This is a genomic window from Candidatus Endomicrobiellum pyrsonymphae (assembly GCF_020328025.1).
GTDB classification, from domain to species: domain Bacteria; phylum Elusimicrobiota; class Endomicrobiia; order Endomicrobiales; family Endomicrobiaceae; genus Endomicrobiellum; species Endomicrobiellum pyrsonymphae.
In genome coordinates this window covers 1-22750 of the sequence record NZ_JAIXMZ010000012.1, presented here as the reverse complement: position 1 = coordinate 22750, position 22750 = coordinate 1, and the positions used below count along the sequence as shown (strand labels likewise).

Genomic DNA, 22750 nt, shown 5'->3' with positions numbered 1-22750 from the left:
CAACGAAAAATAATAAAATATGAAGCGAGGGCGCTCAACGGCAAGAATTTTTGATACTTTTGTTTTGTCTGACAAAAGTATGAGAAGACAGCGCTATCTTATTTTAAAAATCTTATGCATTTGTACCATAAGATGCACATTATTTGTAATTTTTTGAACTTCGGTATAGAACTTGTATAGATTTTGTATTTTGGGTTTGTTTTTGTCAATGGAAGGTTGAAGAACAAAAGGGATTTCTTTTGAAATGTCTTTTATTATGTTTGCGGATTTTTTTATTTCTGAAATTGTTGTATTTTTAGTTATAACGCATTTAGTAAAAGCTTGACATGATGCTTTGTTTTGAGCAATTTTTAAAAAAGTTTTATGTTCTTTCCAAAAAAATTTATTAGATTCTGACGGTAGTTTAAAATCCATTGAAATTGTATCGCAAAATTCTATGACTTGTTTTAGTTTTTTTGGCAATGTACCGTTTGTTTCAAGATAAATACTAAATCCTTTTCTTTTTAATTTTGGCAATAATACTTCTAAAAAATCAGCATACATCAACGGCTCGCCACCTGTAAAAACAACTGATGGTTTTCCAAAAACAAATTTTTTTTTATTCTCTTTATATAACAAATCAATTTTGTTTATTACTTCGTCAACAGTTAAATATTTTGATTTTTTAGATATTATTGTTGAATATATGGTATCGCAATAGTTGCATTTAAGATTACATCCGGAAAAACGCACAAAAATTTGAGGTAACCCTGTATATAAAGCTTCTCCTTGAAAAGAGAAAAAAAGTTCATAAAAAGGGGCTCGCACTTTATGCAATGGCAGGGTCATTGAATTTTGCCTCTTTAAAACCTTTTGCTCTTAGCTTACAAGAATCGCACTTCATGCACGGTTTTTTATAACCGTTATAACATGTCCATGTGTTTTTATAAGGGACATTTAACTTTGTCCCAAGTTTTATTATCTGCGCTTTATTTAGTTTTAGAAGAGGAGTTTGAACGGTTATTTTTGTTTTAAGAGCTTTTAAAACACTGTTATATGCTTTTATAAAGTTAGGAGTACAATCCGGATAATTTGAAAAGTCTATAGCATTAACGCCTATAAAAATTACCTGCGCGTTAATGGATTGCGCAAGAGACAATGCGTAAGAAAGAAATAATGTGTTTCTTCCTGGAACGTAAGTTGGAGGAATTGTTTTGGGTAAAACTTTGTGAACGGGAACTAGTTTGTTTTTATTTGTCAACACGTCGCCAGACCATGGGAGGTTGATTTTAATAATGGAGTATTTGACTTTAACAGTCTTTGCAATTTTGACAGCAGACTTAAGCTCTTTATTGTGTTTTTGACCATAATCAAACATCAAACAACTGCATTTGTATCCTTTAGATAATGCGCAATATAAAACTGTTGTAGAATCTAATCCTCCAGAAAATAAAATTACTGCTTTTTTATCTTTTTTCATTTTTTTAATCCTTATAAATAGTTGCCGAGGATGATTCACTTTCCAGAACTTCCACTTCGCAGACTTTTGCATTTTCGGTTTCCATGTTTTGAAGCTGTTCAAAGATAAACGATGCTATATTTTCTGCTGTGGGATTAATTTTATCAAAAGGAGATATCTCATTTAAAAATTTATGATCCAAATAAGCAATAATATCGTCCAAATGTTTTTTTATATCAGTAAAGTCTATCAGCATACCTGCATTGTTCAGTTTTGTTCCAAAGAAAGCCGCTCTTATGCACCAATTATGTCCATGCAAATTTTCACATTTACCCTTATATTCTCTTAAGCAATGAGCGGAAGCAAATCTTTTTGTAACTGAAAGTTTATATTTCATATTTACTCCATTTCTATTTTTTTTACATCTGATATTTTTTTAGAAAAAAATCTTCTACCTATTGTCTTAAATTTTTTAGGATTATCGCTTACATAAAATTTTAAAAAATTTTTCTGTTTGCCGTCTGCAAGTAAAGATTTTTGATTTAAAACATTTTTTACTTCATGGGTCGTAGCTTTTGCAGAGTCTATAAGAACTATATTCTTATTTATATTTTTCTCTAAAACTTTTCTTAAAAGAGGATAATGTGTGCAACCCAAAACAAGAGTATCAATGTTTTTATTCAGAAGAGGCTTTATATATTTTTGAACTATACTGTTTGTAATTTCACTATTAGTCCAACCTTCCTCTACGAGTGGCACAAATAATGGACATGCCTGTTGATATACGTTAGTTTTTTTAATTTTATTTATTTCTTTTAGATAAGCTCCACTTTGTACTGTTCCTTCTGTGCCTATGACTCCTATTTTTTTATTTTTTGATACATGTACGGCAGCTTTTGATCCTGGTTCTATTACGCCTATAACAGGAACTTTTAAGGTTTTTTGTAAAATCGGCAGAGCAAAAGCTGATGCTGTGTTACATGCTATAACGATTAGCTTCACTTTGTGTTCTATTAAGAAAGCGACTATTTCTTTTGAAAATTTTATCACAGCATCTTTTGATTTTGTTCCATACGGAACATGAGCTGTATCGCCAAAGTAAATGAGATTTTCTAACGGCAAAGCTTTGTTTATTGCAGACATTACCGTAAGTCCGCCAAAACCTGAATCAAAAATTCCTATAGGATTATTATTTATTTTTTTGTTCTTTTGTTTGTTTTGCATAATATTTTACTACCCCCTCATATATGGAGTCGGCTATTGCTACGCGAAATTTTCTTAAGTTGAGTTTTGCTTCTTCGGTATAATTGCTTAAAAAAGCGCTCTCTGCAAGTATTGACGGCATTTGAGTGCCTCTCAGTACGTAGAAGTTTGCTTGTTTTACGCCTCTATTTGGTATTTTAAGTCTGCCTGGCGCTTCCGCGATTATAAAACCGCTTAATTTTGAAGAATCGTTTATAAAATCTGTGACAGTCATGGACCACAACATATTTTGGAGCAACGCTTGTCTTTTATTGGGTTTCCCTTCCATTTCCAAAACAGAGTTTTCAAGCGTTGCTGTTGCACCCGCCTCGGAATCTGTAGCGTTTTCGGACAAGTAATAAATTTCAAAACCGCTCACCTCTCTATCAAAATTTGTATTACAGTGCACAGATATAAATAAATCCGCATTATGTTTATTTGCTATATTTGTTCTTTCAGCGAGAGGGATAAAGGTATCATCTTTTCTAGTTAGAATGATTTTGTAATTGCTATCATGATCAAAAATAGATTTTAGTTCGTAAACTATTTCTAAATTTATGTTCTTCTCTTTAGTTCCGTTTGGTCCTATTGCGCCGAGATCTCTACCGCCGTGTCCTGCGTCAAGGACTATAATTTTTTTACGTTTATGATAAGATTTGTTACCATCTGAAGTTTTTGTAAGAATTTCTACGGCGCTTTCGGCATCGTCAACTATCATATAACTGTCGTCAATGATATTTGCATGTTCAAATTTTGTAACAGGAATATTTAAGAGATCTTGATTATTTTTCCCATTTTCAATTTCAGATACAAATTCACTGACCTGCGCTTGACCATATTCTTCCGGAAGCGTTAGATCAGACTCTTGCGTATTGTGATCTTGAACGGTATAATCTTCTTCAGATTCAGAAATTATTTTTTCTTTTAAACTTGACAAGTCAATATTTTTAGAATGAATTATATCAATGGAAATTCTGTCGGGTTTTGTGAGTGTTGAAGTTTTCACAAGTTTGGGCGTTTGCTCTAGGTTGATTTTTACTACTGCAGAACGTCCATCAATTCCATAATATATATCTTTAATTACGCCATTGGTTACGTTTATAGAGTCCGGTTGAATTTTACCTCTTAATATTTTTAAAACGACTGCTCCTGAGGTTTTTGAAACAGTATAAGATAACGGTTCATCAAGTTGTACAAGCACTTGCGTACTTTCAGATCTTGTAAAATATCTGACACTAGAAATATTGGAATGATGCGTTACATTTAATACAGAAGCCGACGAGTTCCATTTAGTATCAGCCTCAGCAATTTCAGCAAATTCAGGAGATGTAAGAATTTCAGGAGGAATATATATATCGTTTTTTATTAATCTTGACGGCAAAGACATTTTTTTTAATTTTCTTCCAAAAACAACATAGGCGCTATTTGCTTTTATGTCTATTTTTCTGTTATTTAGATGTATTGTTACCTGAGAGCTGACGGGTTTCCATTCAAGAATGGCGCTATATATCTTGGCAATTTCTTTAACGGAAAAATATTTTGTTTGTTCGGACATTTTATATACACTTGTATCTCTGAAAGCATTTCCGTCAACAATTACATTGATGTTTTCCGATGATACGGATCCTTTTTTATCGGCGAAACAATATCCGGCAAAAAATAATATAAATGATGACAACAATAAAGTTGTTAGTTTTTTCATAAGGAAAGAGATTTAATTGCTTCAGCGGGATTTTCAGCCGAAAAAATATAGCTACCACTGACTAACGCGTCCGCTCCGGCTTGAATACAAATTGAGGAAGTCTGAGAATTTATTCCTCCGTCAATTTCAATAAGACAATTATAATTATTTTGATCAATGTTTTTTCTTAAAGTTTCTATCTTTGGAATCATGTCGTTCATAAAGAATTGTCCGCTAAAACCCGGTTCGACAGTCATAACCAAAACTAGATCAAGACAAGACAATAAATCTTCTATATCAGAAACAGGAGTTTTAGGTTTTATTGATATGCCTGCTTTAATACCTGATGTTTTTATATTTTCTATAAGTTTTCTTTTGTCGACCTGAACTTCGCTATGGAAAGTTATTAGATTAGCGCCAGCTTTTTGAAAATCTTGCCAATATTTTTCAGGACTTGTTATCATAAGGTGGATATCAAAAAACAATTTTGTTGTTTTTCTTAAGGCTTTTACAATTGCAGGTCCCATCGTAATATTTGGCGCAAAGTGACCGTCTATTACGTCAATATGTATCCACTTTGCACCTGCTTTTTCCACAATATTTACGTCTCGTTCCAGCGCTGCAAAATTTGCAGATAAAATTGAAGGGGCAATAATAATTTTTTTCATTTTCATTCCAAATTAACTGCAACTGTTACAGTTATGTTTTTTTCATCTGTCACATCTGTGTCAGCTGCCGGATACTGTTCTGTAATTGTATTTGTTTCAATATTCGATGATTCCTCACTTTTAACATTTACATTAATACCATGCTCTTCTGCCCACGTTTTTGCTCTCTCAATATTTTTATTGATAAAATTTGGCATAAGAATAATGCCTTCGGGAGGCATTCCATCCGAAACTACAATATTTACTACAGAATCTTTATCTACTTTGGAACCTGCTACTGTATCTTGAGAGATAACTATACCTTTTTCTGCAAAAATCGAGAACTTTCTTGATACTTCTCCCATAACCAAAGTTGCATATCTTAAAGCAATATCTGCCGAGCGTATAGTTTGTCCGATTAAATCAGGAACATAGATAATCTCGCCACCTTGGCTTAACGTTACTCTAATAATTTTCCCTCCTCTTACTGTCATTCCTGCGAGTGGATTTTGTCTTAAAATTGTACCGGTAGGTACATTTTGGTTCGGCTCTTCACCGTCTTTTTTTATTCCAAAACCTTCTTTTGAAAGTTCTTCCAAGGCGTTATAAAGACTTTTGCCTACAACATTCGGCGTTACAATTTCCTTATTGCTGTGGACTAAAGAACTCATAATCATATTAAAAGCAAAATAAATTGCAGTACCTATAATTGCCAATGCAATAAACACCTTTGAAAGTTTATGAGACAAGATTTTTCCCTCTATTATAATCTGTTGTAATTTTTCCTCTATCCTTGCTTCCAGCCTGTTTTTAATTCTCCTTTCACTAAAAGAGGTGGCAGACAAAATCTGACGATGTATGATTATCGTCGCCATTTTGGGTGAAGCGAAGGATCTACGTTGTTATTCCACTTTTTCAAAATGGATGGCAATGCCAAGAGGCATTGACGAAGGTATTGTTCCTTAAAAAACAAGTATAATTTAAGTGTATAAGGTAAAAGCTTGATGAGGTTGCAAATGCGCAAACTTTAATTTGTAGCATGGGAATAATTGAAAGCAGGAAGCTAATATCAAATTAAAAGGAGGCGCAAAACGCCAAAAACCTTATACACTGAATTTGTAGGCATCGATGTACCAAAAAACAATCAGTACTACACAGTAACTAATGACAAAGAAAGCATTCGTTCTTTATTTAGCAAGTGAAGAACATTTGGTCTTAATGGACTTAACAGGCGACTATGAAGCCGAAGTTGTCAAAGAGTTCACGATTCACGATTACAATGTCCATAGAGCGAGCGCAAGGTCGTAGAGTAAAACAGTTTATACCAAGTTACAGACAAAAAGCCAAAACTGACAAAATAGATGCTAACGACTTAAAGATTACACGAGCAAGGCAAAAACGAACAGTTAAAAGAGCTTACAAGTCATCGTGAAAATCTTAAAGGAATGCTTCAAAAAGAGCGCACTCGTGAAGGATATTTTGACGGAAAAGGAGGCAAACATTCCATAAGAGTAATCATTGAAGCATTACAGAAGCAATAAGTTCTGTGAAATCAGTAGGCGAAAAACTACTACGACCTTGCTAAGAGAAATTGTTGCTCCAGCAGGTCTTGCTCCTTATGCCAATGATAGCGGTAAGACTAGCAAAAGATGTAGAGCCTCTGCAAGGTCGCCATCTTGTTAAACCATGCTCTTTATCGGCATTGACTTTATATATGACTTTGCCAACTTTGTAAGCAGTTTGTAAGTTCTTATTGCAAATCAACGACAAAGCTACTATGTTTATTGTACATAATTTTACTGTATAATCAAAAAATTTGGCGAGATTGTTATCCAACACTTTTGATAGCTCTAAATTAAATCTATAATCTTTTGTTCGTACTGCGTAGAATAGCTAACCCAACCAATTTTATCATTCTTTCCGGGAAGTATGCAGCCTTGCGATATCTTTTGCGGTATTTCCTATATGGATACGCACGCCTGTAAAACCAGCCACATTTAGAAGCAATGGCAAGTCCCTGTTAAACCTGTTGCTGTGGTCGACTATTACTTTATATTTCCCTGTCGGTATAAGCATTTGTGATATTTTACTCGGCTCTAGCGTATCGCACAGCAATTTATTGTCTTCAACAACATTGTTATGCTCGTCATGCCCGCTAAACTTGAGTTTGCCGATAGTATAATTGTCCTTAAAGGCAACTCTCTTTAAAAATAATTCTAATGCAGACGTATCGTATTTGTACCGCATTTTGGCTTTTTCTACTTGCGAAGTGATGTAAAAGTATTTGATTTTTGACGATGTTCGATAAACAATTACCACCGTATGCAATCGTTGAGAACCTTGTGGAAGAAGAGCATTTTTATACGCAACCCATCTACGACACGGGATAAGTTCAGCAGGAACTTTGACCACTGAAATCATCCTTAAGCGCCCGCAAAAAATCTTTGTCGTCAGTGAAAGGGTCTGTTTTAGAATACTTCAATGTTTCAGGATTGTCAAAAAAATCTTTAAAATCCATCGGAATAGACTTTGTGCCACTTGTGCCGCTATTTATGGCTGTTTCGTGTTTTTTCCATTCGGGATAATCGTGAGTTATAGCGCTCAGTTCAAGCTGGCTACGGTCGCCGTAAGTTTTAAGCGCAAAATCTAGCGATCGTATAAAGCTCTTTGAAAGCTCGTCGTCGTCCTGTTTTGCTATTTCAACGTCGTTTTCACTTACGACTGAAACATCGTCAAGCAACGACATTTCAGTCGAATTAGCTTGACGAGGCATTTGCTTGCGTAAAATGTCCATTGTCGCCGACCCGACAGGTCCGCGCTTCATAGCGACATAAGTATCGCCCGAGGCGACAAAGCCAAAATGTCTAATATGATATCTATCGGCAAAAAACATCATTTTGAGCAAATACATGATGTTGCATTTAGCGTCATTGCAAGTAGGCGTTTTGCTCTGTATGTAATACAGCGCTTGAAGTATTCTTCTAATTGACAACATAAATTTCATCTTTTTATTTCATCAACTGTAGACGACTTTTAGCAAATCTTGACCTGTAACGCCCCAGTCGTTTTCGAGCGCTTTTGCGTCAGTTTCTTGACCTGTTTGGCAATAGTTGTAATCAAAAAAAGTACCCATAAGATTAAAGGCGGAAGCTACACCTATAATGAAACTGTTGTCATTAAATAGGCAGTCGATACGATATTTCTTCATGGCAACACTCTAAATGTTTTTGTTTTTAATGTCAAGGGAGAAGAAAATCCCCGAGCCACTTTCGCAACTCGGGGTAACAGCTAGAGCTATTAACAATAGCTGCGACGGTGATAATATGATAACGTTTTTTAATGAAATTGTCAAACTTAATTGATTTAGGAGATAAAATGTATTTATGAAACAAGATTTAGAATTATTTTTAAAGAGAGTTGCCTTTAAGGACAATTATACTATCGGCAAACTCAAGTTTAGCGGGTATGACGAGCATAATAATATTGTTGAAAACAATAAATCGTTGTGCGATACGTTAGAGCCGAGTAAAATATCACGAATGCTTATACCGAGAGGGGAATATAAAGTAATAGTGAACCACAGCAACAGGTTTAACAGAGACTTGCCATTGCTTCTAAATGTGGCTGGTTTTACAGGTGTGCGTATCCATAGAGGAAATACCGCAAAGGATACGCAAGGCTGCATACTTCCCGGAAAGAACGATAGAATTGCTTAGGTCAGTTATTCTACGCAGTACGAACAAAAGATTATAGATTTAATTTAGAGCTATCAAAAGTGTTGGATAACGGTTGAGAATATCTGAAAGTCTTTGAAAAATCAATGTGTTTTGAGTTTATAGTGGAAGTAATGATACACGATTATTTCACGTTTATATACAAATGCCATAAAATCACGCTATCTCATCTTAGGCAAACAATTTATTGCTAATTTAGTGGCAAATTGTTGTTTTTCCATGTTGCTTAAAGCTTTGACATGTCTATCAAAATCGCAATTATCCCTTTCTATACAAAATCCATCGTTAATAAAAACTTTTTTTAATTCTCCAACAATCATATCTGCTCTTGCAACAGTTTTAAATTTCTCTTTGGCACTCAATTTAACATTTGCAAAAACTTTCGTATCTTCCAGATTCCAAATATCATCAGCGCTTAATCCATCAATATGCGCTAAAAACAGAGCTTTGTCGCTTTTGGGAAACATAAACGCATTGGGCGAAAAACGCACACTCGTATTTTTCTCAATGCAATTTCTATTATTAACAAATCTCGTTACAGTATCTGAATCTAATAACTCTGTATGCACAAGACTACATGGCATCTTTAACTCCGGATAATATATAGCTTATATCGTCCATATTGCCACGAAAAGATGAACATTTGTTTGGCGCTTCTAATTCCATTCTCGTAAAATTAAGCGTCCCTGAAGCGTCTATTGTTAGAAATACTATATATTTATCTGGATGCCAAGTAAATCCAATCTGTTTCATTGGATTGGATGAAAAATGCGGAATTTCTATGTTTTCTTCTACAATGCACTTCAGAATTTCAGTTGCATTATTTATGACATTATCTGTCAATTCATATTCGCCATATTGCCGAGCTTCCTTTTGAATATCAAGTAGTTCTTGAATTAACATACCCATTTTTATCGCTTTATATCTCGAAAGAGCAAAAGTGTTTTGAAAATTTATATCTGTCCAATCTCCTATATCGTCCAATATATTATTAAAAGCGACGGGGGTTTTAATAAACAGCATAGAAATGTTTTTGATTTCTTTTTGATTTGAGTTTAGCATAGATATCATTTTGAAAACTCCTTTATGTCTTTATTCACATTTTCAAAAAAAACAGTATTTTTAAAATCTCTTAACTGCTTAATGCAAGTATCTATATTTTTTATATCGCTCATGTTAATAACCGTATCTATGACAAAAAGCGTCGATAATTTTGGAGGCTGACCAACAAACTTTAAATCAGTATTTACAAATGCTTTCATCTCTGTATTTTTTACAGATTGCAACAAATAGTTGCCAGAAAATCCTGTCACTTGAGCAAACATATTCGTACCGTCGTCTTTAATATTATTAAAATTTGGTAAAAACTTTATTTTCGGCTACTTCGGTTGCTCTGAATTAAGCTCATCTTGATCAATATAAAATTGATTTACATATTTTAACGCAAGCTGAGAGCACTTTTCTATTGGTTTATTCTTTTGAATAATATCGCATACTGTTTTAAATTTTTCATAAAAATCATCAAATCCAGTATAGGCGCTTTTATCTGCAAAAATAATTCTCTTATTATCTATAATAATACTTTGCTTTTGATCATCGGTTTGAAAGCAATATCCGCAAATTTCATCCCCATTTAGTATCTACCCTTTACTTATTGTAACCTTGTTGTAAATAGAACTTTTCTTGGGATATCTTTTTAAAAGTTCATCGTATAACGGAGTAGATTCAATGTTATTAAAATAATTATTGATTTCTATACCTATGACTGTTTCTTTAACAGGAGGATTTTTCAATTTGCCGTATTCTAAATTCCCCATTTTACGCTCTCTATTATTTATTGCCCCGAGTGAAAGTCAAAGGATACATTGCCTTGAAAATGATGCACACTTTCATCTTCACTATCAAAACATTCCTGGACTAAAAATGTTCCAAGTTTTTCAGTTTTGTTGGTTTCTCTTATTGCTTCGTCAAAAGTATCATATTATCCGATAACTTTCTCGTTCTTTATAGCCAAAAACTTATGCCCATATTTCTTATAAAGTTCTGGCATGTTTTCGGAAAAGTATTCGTAATTTTTATCAACCATGTTAATCCCTCCCATTTATCTAGTTTATAATTTACTAAATAATCCCTTGACAACTTGTAGGAATTGATAAAATATTTGTGAAATGCTTATGAAATGGTAACATATTACAAAGTAAAATAAAAGGCAAATTCAAATCGCACACGCAACAGCAGAACTAAAAACATCTTTGATGTGTTAAACAGCCAAGATGTTTTCTTGGTCTGTTGCTAAGCCAATCTTCTGCAGTTGCGACATATCTCTTACATCTATAATTATCAAAATTAGCGCCTTTAGGCAAACGCCCTATAAGTTTTACTTTTAGAGTTTAAATAACATTTTTTTAGTTTGATTATGCAGTAAAATTGTGTACAATAAGCATGGTAGTTTTGTCGTTGATTTGCAATGAGAGCTTACAAATTGCTTAAAAATGAGCGAAAATTATATAACAAAACACTGCTTTATTAAAAGCAACGCACTATTGCTTAGTTAGTCAACCATTTTGGAGAAACATATTTATTTTGTGTTTTCAAATCATTAGATGTTTTTTTGGGACTATCCTGTATTTTTTCAGGAATATCTATTTTTATCGGAAGTCGTGGTCAAGTACGATGACGGGATATCCACACCGGTTCTTCGACCTTTGTTGTTCTTGTTGTGAACTCGCTAGCTTTGCTACTAGCTTTGCTAGACTTATCGAGGGTAGCATGCTGAAAGGATGAAGCTCAAGCAAACAAGTAACGCCACGTATTTCTTTAATATCATTATTTTTGTCCCTCATTGTTCATAGACCGTGTTCCTATCAACGACCATACTCCGGATTAGTCCCAGGGTGTATCCCTCCAAAACCAATCATCATCCACATTCGAATCCCCCCACCTGTTGCTACTTCCCACCCCCTCTGTTGCTACTTTAAACCCAATACCAACAACCGCCCCTAGAAATGCCAGTCCTACTAGTGTAGTGGTGAGATTCTTATTGACTAGTCCAGTACCAATCATCGATGCACATCCCACCCCCATTGCTCCAAGGCAGCTATAATGAAAGAGATGATCGTACCACTTGGGCTTTGTCTCTAAATCTCCCGGATCACCGGGGGATTTAGAGGCTGTTTGTGTGGTGGTGGGGCTTATAAACTCGCTCTTTTTTGAGGCTGGTTCATCACCCACTTGGGCAGGGGTATAGAGTTCAGCAGTTTTTGTTCGTGTCGATGTTGGTGCCGGTGGAGAAGAAGGTGAATCTTCAGCTTCAGATATACGTGTCAAATTATTACCTTTATTATCCTTACCGCACGAAGACAACACAATTGACAACATTAGTAGCACTGCTACAGTTTTTTTAAGCATAAATTCAAATGTTTAATTACATCAATTAGTACCAAAAACAAAAAGAAAAATCAATGCCTCTCTTTCAAACCAAGTCAAACAAGCTTTACTTTTAGAGTTTAAAATAACATTTTTTTAGTTTGATTATGCAGTAAAATTGTGTATGGCGGAATCGGATTTTAAGTACATAATTTGCGTTTTAATCACAAAATGCAAAAATATCGACGAGGTTAAAAGCACAAGCGGAGTTTTGGTAGGAGTATAGAAAATACGTTAAAATGATTTGTGATTGTTTTGCTAACGAGTTATGTTTTTATAGAGCGTTTTATATACTCCAAGAATATTTGAGATTTTGAGCTGTTTATCGTCTCACAAGCATACAATTCTTAAGTTTTAGACGAATTCTTCGTTTTGTGTAGAAATAGCCGACGATAGGACTTGAACCTACGACCTGCGGTTTACAAAACCGCTGCTCTACCAACTGAGCTACGTCGGCATCTACAGCAAACTAACTTTACATCGAGGCATTGCGCTAGCTTAAAAACAGACGCAACGCACTATTTTTGCGCTAATCCTATTTTTGGTAAGTTTAAGCAACACTATTGTATCAACATAAAGTTAGTTAACTACAACTGGGTTGATTCTATAATAAAAAAAGCATTTCTGTCAATTAAACGCTTCTTCCTACATTTTTGTCAGACAAAAATACAATGTTGACATAAAATTCCCATATATGATACCATTAGTCTTATGAAAATATTTCGCACAATAAGCGATAAGCTAAAAAGAAGAATTACTATACTTTTTGTTCCTCATGGCAAAAAAGGTCCTTTCAAAATCAGTATTTCTCTTTTTCTGGTGTGCGCGTTGGTTGTTTCATGGACAGCCATAACCCTTTGGGCAGGGTATCTTGCAAGCAAACACTTTGATTATATCAAAGCAAAGACGGACAATAAAATAATGCAGATTAGATTGCTCTTCTTCGCAAATCAGCTTGCAAAAACAAAAAATATACTCGAAAAAATACAGATTAACGATGAAAAAATTCGTTCGTTGCTTGCATTGGATGTAAAAAAATCCATAATAACGGAAGGTCTTGGGCGAAGTCTCGGTAAAGGCGGACCTACGCCTGCTCAAACAAATACATTTACGGCGATTCTTTCAGGAAGTCTTGATAAATTGATGAACTATTCAGATCTTTCGCAGCAGAGTGATGCCATATATGAGCAGTATAAATTTATGAATCAAAGTTATGATGAAATAGTGTCTCACATCTGTAAGCAAAAGTCGCTTTTTATGGCAACACCATGCGGTTGGCCTTGTGAGGGATACATCTCTTCTGATTACGGCTTTAGAAAACACCCTATTTTTCGCATAAAAGACTTTCACCCAGGTCTTGATATTGCAAATGCCTTATATACGCCAATAAACGTTACAGCAGATGGAAAAGTTGTTTTTTCCGGATGGCAGTCAGGATACGGCAATGTAGTAGTCGTAGATCACGATCATAACTATAGAACAGTTTACGGACATCTTGCTAAAAGTCTTGTAAGAAAAGGTGATTTTGTAACTAGAGGACAGAACATTGCAAAAATGGGCAACACAGGCACGTCAACAGGCTCCCATGTACATTATGAAGTACATCTTAAGGGCAGAACAATCAATCCAAAACTATATCTAACAGATTATTTTTTCAGTCAAGCCAAAAAAGGAGTAATCAAGTATGATTAAGAAAAAATCTAAAAGTTTGCTTGACTCTGTTGAATCTCTTATAGGACATAGCGCAACTGTTGAAGGCACAGTTAAAACTGATAAGACTGTACGCATTGATGGTAAAATTAATGGCAACATAATAGCTGGTGGTGTGATTGTTGGAGAAAAAGCTGAAATAACAGGCGAAATCGATACAAAAGTAATTGTAATCGCCGGACTAATAAAAGGAAATATTAACGCTTCGGAAACAATAGAAATTTTACCCCAAGCAAAAGTTTTTGGCGATATAAAAACAAATATATTGACTATTGCCGAAGGCGCTCATTTTTACGGGAATTCTTCAATGACGATAAAAGAAACTACAGTCGACTAACCTTATAATGGAGAGAAACTGGAATGATGAATTTTTTTAGAAAGCACACGCGTGTAATTTTGATTGTAGCATTAACTGCTTTTATCTGTGGCACTTTTTTAGGAGCGGGGTCTTATTTTTTTGGTCCAAAAATTGATTATGTAGCAAAGGTAAACGGCGCAAAGATATCTATGCGGCTGTACCGTGCGTACTATGCAATGTATTCGAATTCAATAGAAATGTATTATAAAACAACGGATGAATCTTTGTCCGAGCAAGACATAAGAGAAGTAAAAATAAGAGCTATTCAAACTGCTTTGGTACAGGATGAAGTTTTTTATCAGCAGGCTAAACTTTACGGCATTGTAATAACGGATGAAGAGTTGAAAACAGATTTACAAAATTCAGTAGCATTTCAAGATAACGGCGTTTTCAATAAAAACAAATATATGACATTTTTAGCGTCTATACATATGAAGCCCAGGGAGTACGAGTCTTTAAGAAAAAAACAAATTGCCGGAAATAGAGTCAAAATGATGATTGATTCTTCTATAAAAGTATGGAGTTATGAACTTGACGAAATTGCTAAACAAAATCCGCAAATAACAAAGACTGCTATACTACAATCAAAAATAAATGCTGCATTAAACGAATGGTGTTCAGGTGTTGTCAAAAATTCTGTAATAGTAAGAAACGATTTGATTTTCAAACTTTAGGATTGATGTTAAACTTTTTTAATTCTTTGGCAAGTTTTATGCAAGGTAAACCGACAACCGTGTAGTAGTCGCCGAAAATTTTTTCAACAAAGTTGTCATCGGCATCTTGGACAGCATAGGATCCTGCTTTATCCACATGCTTTCCGAAGAACTGTTTGAGTGTATTCTCAGGCAGTTTTTTCATTTTAACGCGAGCAATATCATAAAAGATAGATTTTTTATTATTTTTAATAATCGCAACGCCGGTATATACCTTATGAGTGCTTCCGTTTAATTCTCTTATTATTTCTTCAGATTCTTTTTTGCTCTTGGGTTTGCCGACAACTTTACCATTTAAAACAACAATGGTATCTGCCGACAAAACCAAAAAATTCGGATACCGCTTAGCAACGCAAGATCCTTTTCTATATGCGAGTTCTTTTACTACGTACGAAGGTTTTACAAGAGTAGTGTTTTCGTCAGCGCCACTTGGAACAACTCTAAACAATACACCCCATTGTTTAAGCAAGGAGATTCTCCGCGGAGAAGACGAAGCAAGAATAATTTCTTTATTTGATGAAGTGTAATAAGACAGCTTTTTGAGCATGAAGTCTATTTTCCGCTTGCGTAAATATTGAAGATTCATATTTATCCATAATTTCTGCAGTAATTTCTTCCCCTCTTAACGCTGGAAGACAGTGAAGAACAATACATTTTGAAGAAGCTTTTTTAAGAAATTCGATATTTACTTGATAAGGAGCAAAAATCTTTTTTCTCTTTTTTTCTTCAGATTCAAAACCCATAGATGTCCACACATCTGTATATATTACATCAGCATCTTTCGCTGCACTAATATCGCTTGTAATTTTTATTTCAGCGCCCGTTGAAGCGGTATATTTTAAAGCTTTGTTCAAAATCTCTTTTTTTGTTGAATATCCTTCCGGAGAAATTATAGTTAGGTCAAGACCTAACACAGCAGCTATAGCAAGAAGCGAATTGGCAATATTATTGCTATCACCCGTAAAAACAATTTTAATTTTTTTTAAAGCTTCGATTGTTTTCGCTTTATGAAACTCCATGACAGTCATAATATCTGCCAAAATTTGGCAAGGATGTTCGTAATCTGTAAGACCATTTATAACAGGAATTGTAGAATATTTTGCAAACTCTTCTACATCTGTATGGTTAAAAGCCCTTATCATAAGACCATCCAGAAAACGCGATAAAACAAGCGCTGTATCATGTATGGACTCGCCTCTTGACCGCTGCATTTTTTCAACATTTAAAAATATAGGCGCGCCGCCAAGCTGCACCATAGCAACAGAAAAAGAAACCATCGTTCTCGTCGAAGGTTTTTCTAATAAAATCCCCAAAGTTTTGCCCTTAAAAACATCAAGATATTTCTTTTTGCCTTTAAGTTCGATTGCTTTGTTTAGTATTGCTTTTATTTCTTTTGCTGGTAAATCGTAAATTGATAGTAAATCTTTCTTTGCCATGATTTTATCCAAAATCTTCCTCTACTTGAATGATCTCAGATTCTACAATAACTAAACGCTTAAAGCAAATTTATGTAGTATTCCATAACATATTGAACTTTTGTCAAACAAGGGTTTTGTAAAACTAAAACAAACTATTTCTCCTCACACCACAAGTATTTGCGATGTTAAAACATACATAAAACCTATTAACCTTGTTGAATTGATTCGTCTTTTATCCCTAGAGTAAGAGATCAATTTGCCACCTACGTTACAAACTTTAGAAGCTGGTATTGATTTACAAAAGTCTAGAATTTTAGCGAGGAAGAAGATGCCCATTATGCAAACATTGTAGCCGTAAGCTCTAAAAGAGTGGAAGACCATACAATCAAATCAGAACTTTGGTTAATTTTTTACAATCTGACAAAGTAAAGAAATTTATTAAAGATAAATACAAAGGCGCAGTGATCCCAGTTACTGATTTGTTCTAATGCTTAAAACATAATTAGTCCCGTATAAATCTCAAGATTAAACATGTCTTGATTATAAATTTACCCCATCGAGCTACACTCGCCACCTCTTTTAAAAAGAGGAATCTACTACAACAACTCTACAATCCCCGTTTAAAGTTTGCAACTCATCTTTTGCCTGTATCCCTATAATAACCTACTCTAAAGAGTTTTAATATTTATACAGAAACTCTAATAAACATCTTGAAAAAGCAATCAAATACTGAAAATCTACCAATAAAACAGTCTTCGAGCTAACAGATAGCATCGAAGACTGATAAAAAATTGCTTTTTATTGCGCTACTTCTTCTGTAGAAGTTGTCATCACATCCTGCGAACTTTCTTCTCCGTCAACTGCTCCGGCAACTGCTGCTGTTGCAGGAGCCGTCTGTTCTTTCTTGCATGCACAAGCTACAAGTGAAAAACCAAAAAATGCTGCAAAAGCTACAACCAACACAATTTTCTTCATCTTTACCTCTCCTTTACGAAGTCCAACGCCTCGTTTAAAAATCCAACATGCTATCTATTTACTTTTTATCATAAATCCTACGATAGCACTTGCTCTTATAACTCCTGCTTCTGGAACCCCTTCTACTTCCTTATATCTTTCCTCACACTTACCTACTTTCGGGTCGCGCTTCAGCCACTACTAACATGCTTGAGAATACTACTAGCAACAACAAATCACAAATACTTTCTTCATCTTCACATCTCCCTTAAACAATTAACAACGCACAATGATTCTATATCTTTTAATAAATTTTTGCAAATCTATAGTCAACTATAGCACAACAATCAATCCCTCATCATTTAACATGAGTGTGCCTTCGCATTCGTATAGAACATAAAATACCGATGGCGCACAACGATGAAAAAATGGAAGACCCTCCGTAGGAAAGAATTAGTAGCGGCATTCCGGTTACAGGCATCATACCCATAGCCATACCTACATTGATTACAACGTAAAATGTAAACATTGTAGCAAGACCAGTCGCTACAAGAGAACCATATCTATCACGAGATTCTTTTGCTATTACAAGTGCGCGCCAAATAAACATAAAATAGAGAAGAAGCGTAAGCTGCGACAAAATCCACCCGCCTTCCTCTCCTACTACAGAAAAAATAAAATCCGTATGTTGTTCCGGGAGAAAACCGAGCTGCGTTTGCGTACCCTTCTTAAAACCCTTTCCCGTAAACTTGCCTGAACCTATAGCTATTTGTGATTGTATTATATTATAACCTGAACCTCTTGGATCAACATTGGGATTTAAGAACGCTACAAGTCTTTTTCTTTGATAATCTTTTAATGATTTTTCGACAGAGATAGACGCTAAACAACCAATTATTATTGCCACGCATAAAACAACAGTATAAACAATAGGAATCTTAATCCTTAATTTCCAAAAAAACCACCAGATTCCTATTATCAAAGTTAATATCGCGGCAATTATATAAAACTCGCCACTGCCTGTTTGTAAAAAATTTAAAATATTAATCGGAACTATTTCACTTTCTAAAAACTTCATCTGTATATTTAAAAAGGTTTTAGCAAGAGGAATGCCTACGGCAAAACCACCTAAAATTACTATACATCCTAAATAAAACGGATTAACGCCTATAATAAAAAGAAGAACCAAAGTTACAGGGAAATAAGACAACGTTGAAGAAAAATCAGGCTGCATCATTATAAGTATTAAATGTCCCGTCAATATTGTAAATGCTGAAAGCAAAAAATACCATTTCTTTACTTCGGTTGCTTTTAAATCGAGAACCGCAGATAATGTTAAAATAAACATTATTTTTGCAATTTCTACAGGCTGAAAAGAAATAAAACCAAAATCAAACCAGCCTTTTGTTCCTCTTTTAACAGATCCAAAAATTAGCACGGAAATCAAAAGAGCCAAAGATAAAATATACACAAATTTAGATAGATATTTATAATATTGATAATTAATGCTTGTAAGCAACAGAAGTCCTACAAGACCTATCCCCGATGCCAAACACTGTACAGAAAGATATCTAATCGATGTTCCGTAGTTAACACCGGCAGAATATATTGCGCCAAAACTTATAATCATTAACAATGCTATTGCAAAAATAAGCCACCAGTCTATATTAGAAATAAGATGTTGAAAAAAGTTTTTTTCTTGAATCATTTCTTAGCTTCCCTGTTTTCTTCTTGCAAAACTTCTAAATTAAAATAAGCTTCATATATTTTTCTGCCTATAGGCACAGCATTTATTCCGCCTCCGCCACCATGTTCAACAATAATTGCCATTACAAGTTCAGGATTATCGGCCGGTGCATAAGAAACAAACCACGCATGATCTTTTCCTTGCGGATTCTGCGCCGTTCCTGTTTTACCTGCAACTTTAATACCCGGAAGTTTACATCTTCTTCCGGTACCATTTTCAACTGTTTCTAAAAGAGCTTTATGAAGAAGCGTCCAAGTATTATCAGACAATTTTAACTCATCACCAAGCTCTAACTCATGTTCATACACTTTGTTACCACTTAAATCTATGACTCTATCAACTATATAAGGCTTATGATGTATGCCCTTATTTGCAACAACAGACATCATATGCGCCATTTGCAGAGGCGTTGACCAAAGAGCTCCTTGCCCTATAGAAAATATTACAGTATCTCCCTGGAGCCAAGGCATTTTCACTTTTGTTTTTTTCCATTCAGGATTAGGAACAAAACCTTTTTTTTCGTTAGGTAAATCTATCTTTGTTTTTTGCCCCAAACAGAATTTTTTTGCATACTTCTCAAGATTTCTCACGCCAAGCTTAAGTCCTAATTGATAAAAATAAATATTGCACGATTGCGCTGTTGCGGAAATAATATTCATTTTTCCGTGACCTAGTTTGTTCCAGCAAACATAATGCCTATCTCCGAGCTCAAAATTACCTGTACATTCCACGATCTCTGAAGGATCAATATTTAATAGATCTACAGCCGCGGCAAACGTTATTATTTTGAAGATAGATCCGGGAGGATAAAGAGCTTGTAATGCCCTATTAAAAAGAGGAAGTCTTTTATCCTTTAAGTATCTGCCAAATTCTCTGTTGCCAGCCGCATTTATATCAAACCCTGGACATGATGCTAACGCTTTTACAGCCCCTGTTTTTGCATCCAAAACTACCACTGCGCCAATACCTGTATCGCTATTGTTTAACGCATCGTAGGCCACTTGTTGAAGCTTTAAATCTACTGTCGAGTAAACGCTTGCCCCGACTTCAGGAGCAATATATTTAAACGCTTTCACTTGATAACCTCTTGCATTCACTTCTATCTGCCAACCGCCATCTTTTCCTTGAAGATATTGATCATAAGTCTGCTCTATACCTCCTCTGCCTATATAATCTCCCATTTTATATCCGTGTTCTGCCAAGTCTTCAATTTCATCAGACCTTACTTCGCCTGTATAACCTATTATATGGCTTATAACTTCGGGAGAACAATAAACACGACTAGATTCTTTTGCAACGGCAACGCCTTTTAAACTTAATTTTTTTTCTTGTAATTTAAACATCTCTTCCATTGAAAGATTGTTAGCAAGCTTTATAACTCTACCGAATCTCCAATTTTTATCTACTGTATGTTTGATTTTTCTTCCTAAAATTTTGTTCAGCTCTTGTATTACTTGTTCTGAAGGCTTTAAATGATGCTCATATGGGTGGTACAGCGCAACGTACGTAAATTTATTTTCAGCAAAAGGTAAGTTGTCTGCAGAATATATTATTCCACGCGGAGCGCGTTCGCGAGTGTTATGTATTCTTTGCTGTTCAGAAATATCTCTGTATTTATTACCTTTGATAATTTGGAGATAAAAAAGACGTATGGACAAACAAACAAACAAGAACATAAAAAACACAAGAATCGCCTTGTGTTTTTTGAGAAAATTCTCATAAGCGCTTTTATCTTCTCTCTGCCACACCATCTACGTTTCCCTGTATATGTAGTCGATTAGAAAATCAAGTATATAGAACACCATAGGAGCAATTATAACCGTGACAATAAGTCTCATGGTTCCTTGAAGAGTAATAAAAGCAAATGATGTATGGCTACTACCACCGTTTGGAAGAATATAATAAGTAAAATTAAATCCTAACCAATATATAATATTTGAAAATAACACTACAACACACTGCGTAGAAATTTTATCCCTGTCAAAATTTTTACCGAGAAGTCCCGTAAAATATCCCATAGAGGCAAACATTATAGCTCTAACCCCAAAGACATTAGGCGAAAATACGTCCCACGTAAGTCCTAGCAAAAAGCCGAGTATTTGAGCATTTATTGTTCTTTTTGAAAGGCCAAGATATGCAATAAGGATCAATATAAAGTTTGGAAAAATACCACAAATATTAAGATACTTGCCAAATGAAAACTGAAGCAAACAAAAAACGATATATAGAAAAATATAAAATATTAACTCTTTCATTTTGTCTCCGGCTTAGGAACAAGAATAACAGCGTCGTAAAGTGTATGAGCTTCAAAAAAAACTTCTGCCGTAGCGACTTTAAAATCAAGCGATGACTCGTCCATTACATCTTTTATGATCCCAACAGGCATATCTTTTTGAAAAACTGAGCTTAACTCGCTTACAACAAGTTCATCACCGGGGTTAACATCTGACCCGTGGGCAATATGCGTTATTTTTAATAGGTTTGAATCAAATCCTTCAGCAAGACAGTTAATATCTTTACCTTTAATTTCTACAGGAAGTGCATAAATTGGATTTGTAATCAAAACTACTTTGGCTGAGCTTTTATATGTCTCTATTATTCTGCCAACAGCACATAGTGTATTTCTATCTTTATTAAACATTGCAACCGGGAGATCATTGTATAAACCGTCATCTGAGCCTTTATCTATAATCAACCACTGATACCACTCGCTAGTATCTCTAACAGAAATTTTTGCAAAAACAGACATTGTGTTTGGAATACTTTTTAATTTTAAGAGGTTTAATAGGCTTTTATACTCTTGAGACATTAACTCGTAATTACGAAGTTTATCGGAAAGTTCTTGATTTTTTTGTCTGTACGCAATATTTTCTTGACGCAGATATGTTACTGCCTTAAGATTGTCGGCAAAATTACCCACTGAACGGAAAATAAAATTTGCCGCGTTTAAATTAGGATAAGCAATGTGGTAAATAAAATTTTTTATAAGACTTACAGACGCAGTGAACCTGCCGATTATAAAAGACAATCCAATTAATAGAAAAATTACAAAAATAATAGTTTCACGTTTTGATTTTTGATTTTGGTACATTTTATAAGACTCAGCGAAAAGTAAGTATCTAGAGTCGACTAACTTTATAAAACAGAAACTCTACAGTTTTACTCAGACAAAACGCATGAAAAGCACCTTGCAACGAAACGGGGCAACATACAACACGTCTCGGAACGACAAAAAATTATAGCACTGTATTCTTCACTTCGTTCAGAATTGTTCCTTAGCTGTTCCCTAACATCAATGCGAGAACATGTCTCCTCAATGCCTAACGGCATTGTCACCCTCTCATACCTCGACGACTTCGCCGTTACTTCTCGATTAAGGCATCTCGATAGGGCAAGCTACTAGGAAAGAACGACTTATTTTGAAGACATGGAAATTACTACAATCTTCACAATCTGTCTCCAAAGCACTATCATCTTATGAAGTCACTTGATTATATATTTCCCTTTTTGGACCTTCTAGACTTTTTGATATTATCTAACTCTTCTAAATATACGCCTGTCCCTCTTACAACACAAGTTAGAGGATTGTCAGCACGATTTACAGGAAGTTCAGTTTCTTGCGCCAGCAACTCAGGAAACCCTTTTACAAGAGACCCGCCACCGCTTAATATTATTCCACGAT

General features: G+C 34.7%; 28 protein-coding genes and 1 tRNA gene. 5 read left to right on the top strand and 24 right to left on the bottom strand.

Annotation, left to right across the window (positions count from 1 at the left end):
* Positions 1 to 93: 93 nt before the first annotated feature.
* The 7 genes from LE180_RS02250 to LE180_RS02220 are packed head-to-tail and all read right to left on the bottom strand — an operon-like array spanning position 94 to position 5883.
* A complete protein-coding gene (locus LE180_RS02250; protein WP_374133861.1) occupies positions 94 to 828 on the bottom strand; it encodes a 7-carboxy-7-deazaguanine synthase QueE in 735 nt (244 codons plus the stop codon).
* Positions 809 to 1459 carry a 7-cyano-7-deazaguanine synthase QueC gene (gene queC, locus LE180_RS02245; protein ID WP_374133860.1) on the bottom strand — a complete coding sequence of 217 codons (651 nt, stop codon included), beginning with the start codon at positions 1457 to 1459 and terminating at the stop codon, positions 809 to 811. The genes LE180_RS02250 and queC overlap by 20 nt, the downstream gene beginning before the upstream one ends.
* Positions 1460 to 1463: 4 nt before the next feature.
* A complete protein-coding gene (gene queD / locus LE180_RS02240; RefSeq protein WP_374133859.1) occupies positions 1464 to 1835 on the bottom strand; it encodes a 6-carboxytetrahydropterin synthase QueD in 372 nt (123 codons plus the stop codon).
* A 2-nt stretch (positions 1836 to 1837) separates the two neighbouring features.
* On the bottom strand, positions 1838 to 2662 hold the full coding sequence (murI, locus tag LE180_RS02235) for a glutamate racemase (RefSeq protein WP_374133858.1): 825 nt from the start codon (positions 2660 to 2662) through the stop codon (positions 1838 to 1840).
* A complete protein-coding gene (locus LE180_RS02230; RefSeq protein WP_374133857.1) occupies positions 2628 to 4382 on the bottom strand; it encodes an N-acetylmuramoyl-L-alanine amidase in 1755 nt (584 codons plus the stop codon). Before LE180_RS02230 ends, murI begins: the two co-directional genes overlap by 35 nt.
* Positions 4379 to 5029, bottom strand: coding sequence for a ribulose-phosphate 3-epimerase (rpe, locus tag LE180_RS02225; protein ID WP_374133856.1), 651 nt, complete (start codon positions 5027 to 5029; stop codon positions 4379 to 4381). The genes LE180_RS02230 and rpe overlap by 4 nt, the downstream gene beginning before the upstream one ends.
* Positions 5030 to 5031: 2 nt before the next feature.
* Entirely contained in the window at positions 5032 to 5883 is an 852-nt protein-coding gene (locus LE180_RS02220; RefSeq protein ID WP_374133855.1) for a PASTA domain-containing protein, read from the bottom strand.
* A gap of 289 nt (positions 5884 to 6172) precedes the next feature.
* On the opposite strand from LE180_RS02220, the gene LE180_RS02215 reads away from it, so the two are divergent.
* Positions 6173 to 6316, top strand: coding sequence for a hypothetical protein (locus LE180_RS02215; protein WP_374133854.1), 144 nt, complete (start codon positions 6173 to 6175; stop codon positions 6314 to 6316).
* 603 nt (positions 6317 to 6919) lie between these two features.
* On the opposite strand, the gene LE180_RS02210 is transcribed toward LE180_RS02215, so the two are convergent.
* On the bottom strand, positions 6920 to 7420 hold the full coding sequence (locus LE180_RS02210) for a DUF5675 family protein (protein ID WP_374133853.1): 501 nt from the start codon (positions 7418 to 7420) through the stop codon (positions 6920 to 6922).
* On the bottom strand, positions 7401 to 7919 hold the full coding sequence (locus LE180_RS02205; RefSeq protein ID WP_374133852.1) for a Panacea domain-containing protein: 519 nt from the start codon (positions 7917 to 7919) through the stop codon (positions 7401 to 7403). The genes LE180_RS02210 and LE180_RS02205 overlap by 20 nt, the downstream gene beginning before the upstream one ends.
* A 472-nt stretch (positions 7920 to 8391) precedes the next feature.
* On the opposite strand from LE180_RS02205, the gene LE180_RS02200 reads away from it, so the two are divergent.
* Positions 8392 to 8724, top strand: coding sequence for a DUF5675 family protein (locus LE180_RS02200; RefSeq protein ID WP_374133851.1), 333 nt, complete (start codon positions 8392 to 8394; stop codon positions 8722 to 8724).
* A gap of 179 nt (positions 8725 to 8903) precedes the next feature.
* Here LE180_RS02200 and LE180_RS02195 read toward each other — a convergent pair whose 3' ends face one another.
* The 7 genes from LE180_RS02195 to LE180_RS02165 form a co-directional block, all read right to left on the bottom strand.
* Positions 8904 to 9326, bottom strand: coding sequence for a hypothetical protein (locus LE180_RS02195; protein ID WP_374133850.1), 423 nt, complete (start codon positions 9324 to 9326; stop codon positions 8904 to 8906).
* Complete coding sequence (locus LE180_RS02190) at positions 9316 to 9813, bottom strand: hypothetical protein (RefSeq protein ID WP_374133849.1); 498 nt, start codon at positions 9811 to 9813, stop codon at positions 9316 to 9318. Before LE180_RS02190 ends, LE180_RS02195 begins: the two co-directional genes overlap by 11 nt.
* Complete coding sequence (locus tag LE180_RS02185) at positions 9810 to 10067, bottom strand: hypothetical protein (RefSeq protein ID WP_374133848.1); 258 nt, start codon at positions 10065 to 10067, stop codon at positions 9810 to 9812. Before LE180_RS02185 ends, LE180_RS02190 begins: the two co-directional genes overlap by 4 nt.
* 54 nt (positions 10068 to 10121) lie before the next feature.
* The gene (locus LE180_RS02180) at positions 10122 to 10364 is read right to left on the bottom strand and encodes a TIGR04255 family protein (protein ID WP_374133862.1); all 243 of its coding nucleotides are present in this window, start codon (positions 10362 to 10364) and stop codon (positions 10122 to 10124) included.
* A gap of 18 nt (positions 10365 to 10382) precedes the next feature.
* On the bottom strand, positions 10383 to 10559 hold the full coding sequence (locus tag LE180_RS02175; protein ID WP_374133847.1) for a hypothetical protein: 177 nt from the start codon (positions 10557 to 10559) through the stop codon (positions 10383 to 10385).
* A 1066-nt stretch (positions 10560 to 11625) separates the two neighbouring features.
* On the bottom strand, positions 11626 to 12150 hold the full coding sequence (locus tag LE180_RS02170) for a hypothetical protein (RefSeq protein WP_374133846.1): 525 nt from the start codon (positions 12148 to 12150) through the stop codon (positions 11626 to 11628).
* Positions 12151 to 12552: 402 nt separating this feature from the next.
* Positions 12553 to 12625, bottom strand: a tRNA-Thr gene (locus LE180_RS02165).
* 254 nt (positions 12626 to 12879) lie between these two features.
* Between LE180_RS02165 and LE180_RS02160 the strand changes: the two genes are divergently transcribed.
* Genes LE180_RS02160 through LE180_RS02150 form a run of 3 tightly spaced genes read left to right on the top strand, consistent with a single transcriptional unit; the run spans position 12880 to position 14910 of the window.
* A complete protein-coding gene (locus LE180_RS02160; protein ID WP_374133845.1) occupies positions 12880 to 13860 on the top strand; it encodes a M23 family metallopeptidase in 981 nt (326 codons plus the stop codon).
* Positions 13853 to 14215, top strand: a complete 363-nt coding sequence (locus LE180_RS02155) for a polymer-forming cytoskeletal protein (RefSeq protein WP_374133844.1) — start codon at positions 13853 to 13855, stop codon at positions 14213 to 14215. Before LE180_RS02160 ends, LE180_RS02155 begins: the two co-directional genes overlap by 8 nt.
* Positions 14216 to 14238: 23 nt before the next feature.
* Positions 14239 to 14910: a SurA N-terminal domain-containing protein gene (locus LE180_RS02150; RefSeq protein WP_374133843.1), complete on the top strand. Its 672-nt coding sequence runs from the start codon at positions 14239 to 14241 to the stop codon at positions 14908 to 14910.
* Here the strand turns inward: LE180_RS02150 and LE180_RS02145 are convergent.
* From LE180_RS02145 to LE180_RS02110, 8 genes are all read right to left on the bottom strand, one after another.
* Positions 14900 to 15496, bottom strand: coding sequence for a nucleoside triphosphate pyrophosphatase (locus LE180_RS02145; protein WP_374133842.1), 597 nt, complete (start codon positions 15494 to 15496; stop codon positions 14900 to 14902). The two genes, LE180_RS02150 and LE180_RS02145, sit on opposite strands and share 11 nt — an antisense overlap.
* The gene (gene argF / locus LE180_RS02140) at positions 15459 to 16385 is read right to left on the bottom strand and encodes an ornithine carbamoyltransferase (RefSeq protein ID WP_374133841.1); all 927 of its coding nucleotides are present in this window, start codon (positions 16383 to 16385) and stop codon (positions 15459 to 15461) included. Before argF ends, LE180_RS02145 begins: the two co-directional genes overlap by 38 nt.
* A gap of 780 nt (positions 16386 to 17165) precedes the next feature.
* Entirely contained in the window at positions 17166 to 17342 is a 177-nt protein-coding gene (locus tag LE180_RS02135; protein ID WP_374133840.1) for a hypothetical protein, read from the bottom strand.
* Between the two features lie 337 nt (positions 17343 to 17679).
* Positions 17680 to 19029: a rod shape-determining protein RodA gene (gene rodA / locus LE180_RS02130; RefSeq protein WP_374133839.1), complete on the bottom strand. Its 1350-nt coding sequence runs from the start codon at positions 19027 to 19029 to the stop codon at positions 17680 to 17682.
* A complete protein-coding gene (gene mrdA / locus LE180_RS02125; protein ID WP_374133838.1) occupies positions 19026 to 20819 on the bottom strand; it encodes a penicillin-binding protein 2 in 1794 nt (597 codons plus the stop codon). The genes rodA and mrdA overlap by 4 nt, the downstream gene beginning before the upstream one ends.
* Entirely contained in the window at positions 20820 to 21323 is a 504-nt protein-coding gene (mreD, locus tag LE180_RS02120) for a rod shape-determining protein MreD (RefSeq protein WP_374133837.1), read from the bottom strand.
* Positions 21320 to 22159, bottom strand: a complete 840-nt coding sequence (mreC, locus tag LE180_RS02115) for a rod shape-determining protein MreC (protein ID WP_374133836.1) — start codon at positions 22157 to 22159, stop codon at positions 21320 to 21322. The genes mreD and mreC overlap by 4 nt, the downstream gene beginning before the upstream one ends.
* 400 nt (positions 22160 to 22559) lie before the next feature.
* On the bottom strand, positions 22560 to 22750 hold a 191-nt coding region (locus LE180_RS02110), incomplete at its 5' end, for a rod shape-determining protein (RefSeq protein ID WP_374133835.1).

Bases quoted from the DNA above. Each gene is read 5' to 3' on its own strand.
- LE180_RS02250 (WP_374133861.1), bottom strand. From the start codon at position 828: ATGACCCTGCCATTGCATAAAGTGCGAGCCCCTTTTTATGAACTTTTT.
- queC (WP_374133860.1), bottom strand. From the start codon at position 1,459: ATGAAAAAAGATAAAAAAGCAGTAATTTTATTTTCTGGAGGATTAGAT.
- queD (WP_374133859.1), bottom strand. From the start codon at position 1,835: ATGAAATATAAACTTTCAGTTACAAAAAGATTTGCTTCCGCTCATTGC.
- murI (WP_374133858.1), bottom strand. From the start codon at position 2,662: ATGCAAAACAAACAAAAGAACAAAAAAATAAATAATAATCCTATAGGA.
- LE180_RS02230 (WP_374133857.1), bottom strand. From the start codon at position 4,382: ATGAAAAAACTAACAACTTTATTGTTGTCATCATTTATATTATTTTTT.
- rpe (WP_374133856.1), bottom strand. From the start codon at position 5,029: ATGAAAAAAATTATTATTGCCCCTTCAATTTTATCTGCAAATTTTGCA.
- LE180_RS02220 (WP_374133855.1), bottom strand. From the start codon at position 5,883: ATGGCGACGATAATCATACATCGTCAGATTTTGTCTGCCACCTCTTTT.
- LE180_RS02215 (WP_374133854.1), top strand. From the start codon at position 6,173: ATGACAAAGAAAGCATTCGTTCTTTATTTAGCAAGTGAAGAACATTTG.
- LE180_RS02205 (WP_374133852.1), bottom strand. From the start codon at position 7,919: ATGTATTTGCTCAAAATGATGTTTTTTGCCGATAGATATCATATTAGA.
- LE180_RS02200 (WP_374133851.1), top strand. From the start codon at position 8,392: ATGAAACAAGATTTAGAATTATTTTTAAAGAGAGTTGCCTTTAAGGAC.
- LE180_RS02195 (WP_374133850.1), bottom strand. From the start codon at position 9,326: ATGCCATGTAGTCTTGTGCATACAGAGTTATTAGATTCAGATACTGTA.
- LE180_RS02190 (WP_374133849.1), bottom strand. From the start codon at position 9,813: ATGATATCTATGCTAAACTCAAATCAAAAAGAAATCAAAAACATTTCT.
- LE180_RS02185 (WP_374133848.1), bottom strand. From the start codon at position 10,067: ATGTTTGCTCAAGTGACAGGATTTTCTGGCAACTATTTGTTGCAATCT.
- LE180_RS02175 (WP_374133847.1), bottom strand. From the start codon at position 10,559: ATGGGGAATTTAGAATACGGCAAATTGAAAAATCCTCCTGTTAAAGAA.
- LE180_RS02170 (WP_374133846.1), bottom strand. From the start codon at position 12,150: ATGCTTAAAAAAACTGTAGCAGTGCTACTAATGTTGTCAATTGTGTTG.
- LE180_RS02160 (WP_374133845.1), top strand. From the start codon at position 12,880: ATGAAAATATTTCGCACAATAAGCGATAAGCTAAAAAGAAGAATTACT.
- LE180_RS02155 (WP_374133844.1), top strand. From the start codon at position 13,853: ATGATTAAGAAAAAATCTAAAAGTTTGCTTGACTCTGTTGAATCTCTT.
- LE180_RS02150 (WP_374133843.1), top strand. From the start codon at position 14,239: ATGATGAATTTTTTTAGAAAGCACACGCGTGTAATTTTGATTGTAGCA.
- LE180_RS02145 (WP_374133842.1), bottom strand. From the start codon at position 15,496: ATGCTCAAAAAGCTGTCTTATTACACTTCATCAAATAAAGAAATTATT.
- argF (WP_374133841.1), bottom strand. From the start codon at position 16,385: ATGGCAAAGAAAGATTTACTATCAATTTACGATTTACCAGCAAAAGAA.
- LE180_RS02135 (WP_374133840.1), bottom strand. From the start codon at position 17,342: ATGAAGAAAATTGTGTTGGTTGTAGCTTTTGCAGCATTTTTTGGTTTT.
- rodA (WP_374133839.1), bottom strand. From the start codon at position 19,029: ATGATTCAAGAAAAAAACTTTTTTCAACATCTTATTTCTAATATAGAC.
- mrdA (WP_374133838.1), bottom strand. From the start codon at position 20,819: ATGGTGTGGCAGAGAGAAGATAAAAGCGCTTATGAGAATTTTCTCAAA.
- mreD (WP_374133837.1), bottom strand. From the start codon at position 21,323: ATGAAAGAGTTAATATTTTATATTTTTCTATATATCGTTTTTTGTTTG.
- mreC (WP_374133836.1), bottom strand. From the start codon at position 22,159: ATGTACCAAAATCAAAAATCAAAACGTGAAACTATTATTTTTGTAATT.